The sequence below is a fragment of the Streptomyces solincola genome, assembly GCF_002982015.1.
GTDB classification, from domain to species: domain Bacteria; phylum Actinomycetota; class Actinomycetes; order Streptomycetales; family Streptomycetaceae; genus Streptomyces; species Streptomyces solincola.
The window spans coordinates 1-3,029 of the sequence record NZ_PVLV01000467.1; the positions used below are offsets into that span (position 1 = coordinate 1).

Consider the following 3,029-nt stretch of genomic DNA (forward strand, 5'->3'; position numbering starts at 1 on the left):
GGACGAACTCCGGGTCGGGCGCGGGGGGTCCGGGTGCGGGGCAGCCGGCCCCGGCGTACGGCTATCCGCAGCCGGCCGCCGCGTTCGCGCCCGACCCGGAGTTCGTCCTGCCGCCGATGGGACCGCAGTTCGTCCGTCCGTGAGGCACCGGGGCGGTCCGGCCCGTGGGCCTCACGGGGCCGGCCGGATGCGGCTCTGCCTCACGTCTTGCCGGCCTTGAAGCCGCGGCCCCACTGCATGCCCCAGCCGTAGAGCCGGTCCAACTCGGCCTGGAAGCCGTACACGAACCGCACCTCGCGCCGGACCTGGAGGTCGCCCTTGACGTTCTCCAGCATGAACACGGCGCAGGAGCGGGCCTGCGGGGCGCGTTCGTCGAGCTGGATCTCGATGCGCGGGCCGTTGCTCGGGTAGAGCGTCATGGTCGCGTGGGTGCGGTCGAACGCCGGCGTCTGGTCGTAGATGTAGACGAAGAACAGCAGCCGCTTGATCGCGTCCCGGTGGTCGAGGTTGACGAATATCGTCTCGCCGGACGGGGCGCCGAACCGGTCGTCGCCGCTGAGTTTGACGTACGGCGAGGCGTTGAGGTCGCCGAAGAAGCCGCCGAGCGGCTGCACCACGCCCTTGCTGCCGTCGGCCATCTCGTACAGGCAGCCGATGTCGAGGTCCACGTTGACCATGCTCTGGGTGTGGGCCTGCACCACGTCGGGCTTGAAGAACCGCAGCGGGTGGCGCAGCAGTCCGCTGCCGCCCCTGGACCGGCCCTCGATGTCGGAGGTGCGCATCCGCCAGGAGAGGTTGACCCGCAGGTTGCCGGTGGCGGCGCCCTGTTTGCTGAGCGAGACCGAGGGCCTGCGTTTGGTCAGGTCGATGGCGTTCGACGCCGCGGCGCCCGAGTCGAACTGCGTCGCGCCGCCGCGCAGATTGTCCCAGAAGGCCATGGCCTCCACCCCCCACTCGCCTGCCGCCCGGCGGCCGGCTTCCGTCGCTCTCCGGTCCGTTCGCCGCGCCGATGTACGCGGCGGGGCGGCCGGACGCTGCCGGCCGCCCCGCAGGGAAGCGTTCCTCGAACCGGGGGTGGTCACACACCCCGGCCGCGCCGGTACCCGGCGTCACGCCGGACCGGCGCCCGCCGTCACACCGACACGTGCGTCTTCTCCGCCTCGCCCGACGCGGCGAGCGCCTTGTTGCGGCGGACCGAGGACAGGAACGAGGCGGCGATCAGGACCACGCCGATCAGACCGGTGATGATCTCGCTGATCTCGTACTGGATGGTGACGAGCAGGATGGCCGCGAGCGCGCCGATCGCGTAGTGCGCGCCGTGCTCCAGGTACACGTAGTCGTCCAGGGTGCCCTGGCGGACCAGGTAGACCGTGAGCGACCGGACGTACATGGCGCCGATGCCCAGACCCAGGGCCATCCAGAAGATGTGGTTGGTGATGGCGAAGGCGCCGATGACGCCGTCGAACGAGAAGGAGGCGTCCAGCACTTCCAGGTAGAGGAAGAGGAAGAACGCGGCCTTGCCGGCCAGGCCGACGAGCGAGGGGTCCTTGCCCTCGCGCTTGGCCTGCTCCTCGCGCTCGTGCTCCTTCTCGTCATCCTCTTCCAGCTTGTTCTCGAAGTAGCTGGACAGGCCGTTGACCAGGAGGTACGTGACGAGGCCCGCGACGCCGGCGAGCAGCACGGTGCCGGACTTGTCCGCATGGCCGGCGCTGGTGTGGGCGTGCGTGGCGACGGTCATCGCGCTGACCAGCAGGGCGATCAGGGCGACGCAGACCGACAGCATGTCGACCTTGCCCAGCTTGGCAAGCGGGCGCTCCAGCCAGCTCAGCCAGGTGTGCTCGCGCTCCTGGAAGATGAAGTCGAGGAAGATCATCAGCAGGAACATGCCGCCGAAGGCCGCGATGGCGGGGTGCGCGTCGGTGACCAGGTCCTCGTACTTCTCGGGCTGGTCGATGGCGAGGTTGACCGCCTCGATGGGACCGACCTTGGCGCTGATCGCCACGATCACGACGGGGAAGACCAGCCGCATGCCGAACACGGCGATCAGGATGCCGATCGTCAGGAAGATCTTCTGCCAGAAGGCGTTCATCTTCTTGAGGATCCCGGCGTTGACCACCGCGTTGTCGAACGACAGCGAGATCTCCAGGATCGAGAGGATCAGCACGACCCCGAAGGCTTCCCAGCCCCACTGCCAGGCTGCGAAGGCAAGGCCGATCGCCGTGATGGCGAACGACCATCCGAAGGTTTTCAGGACCACTGGCTACCTCATCGTCTCTGTGCGGATACGGGCATCCCCCGCGCCCGTGGAGGCGCCGGGCTGTGAGGTGGCCCCGGGGACTGCTTAGGAAACATCGACTCCGAAGTCTAGGGCGATGCCCCGCAGCCCTGATGCGTACCCCTGTCCGACCGCGCGGAACTTCCATTCGCCGCCGTACCGGTACAGCTCTCCGAAGATCATCGCCGTCTCGGTGGAGGCGTCCTCGCTGAGGTCGTAGCGGGCCAGCTCCTGGCCGTCGGCCTGGTTGACCACCCGGATGAACGCGTTGGCGACCTGGCCGAAGGTCTGCCCCCGATTGTCCGCCTCATGGATCGAGACCGGAAATATGATCTTGTCGCAGTGCGCCGGCACCCGGACCAGGTCGACGATGAGCGACTCGTCGTCGCCGTCGCCCTCGCCGGTGAGGTTGTCGCCGGTGTGCTCGACCGAGCCCTCGGGGCTGGTGAGGTTGTTGTAGAAGACGAAGAACTCGTCGCCGAGGACGCGCCCGCCCTGGCACAGCAGCGCGCTGGCGTCCAGGTCGAAGGGCGCCCCGGTGGTGGAGCGCGCGTCCCAGCCCAGGCCCACCAGCACCTGGGTGAGGTCGGGTGCGGCCTTGGAGAGGGAGACGTTGCCTCCCTTGGCGAGCGTGACGCCCATGTGCGGTCCTCCCCTGTGTCCTGCGCCGCCGCCCTCCCCGGGGCGCGGGCGCGTGCGGTGCGTGCGGTGCGTGCGGTGCGTGCGCGGTGACGTGCACGGTGTGCGGCGCCGC

At 69.2% G+C, this 3,029-nt stretch carries 3 protein-coding genes; all 3 read right to left on the bottom strand.

Annotation, left to right across the window (positions count from 1 at the left end):
• Positions 1 to 200: 200 nt before the first annotated feature.
• Positions 201 to 938, bottom strand: a complete 738-nt coding sequence (locus tag C6N75_RS24680) for a TerD family protein (RefSeq protein ID WP_105871102.1) — start codon at positions 936 to 938, stop codon at positions 201 to 203.
• A gap of 194 nt (positions 939 to 1,132) precedes the next feature.
• Positions 1,133 to 2,257 carry a DUF475 domain-containing protein gene (locus C6N75_RS24685; RefSeq protein ID WP_105871100.1) on the bottom strand — a complete coding sequence of 375 codons (1,125 nt, stop codon included), beginning with the start codon at positions 2,255 to 2,257 and terminating at the stop codon, positions 1,133 to 1,135.
• Between the two features lie 84 nt (positions 2,258 to 2,341).
• A complete protein-coding gene (locus tag C6N75_RS24690; RefSeq protein WP_105871101.1) occupies positions 2,342 to 2,917 on the bottom strand; it encodes a TerD family protein in 576 nt (191 codons plus the stop codon).
• Between the last annotated feature and the right edge of the window lie 112 nt (positions 2,918 to 3,029).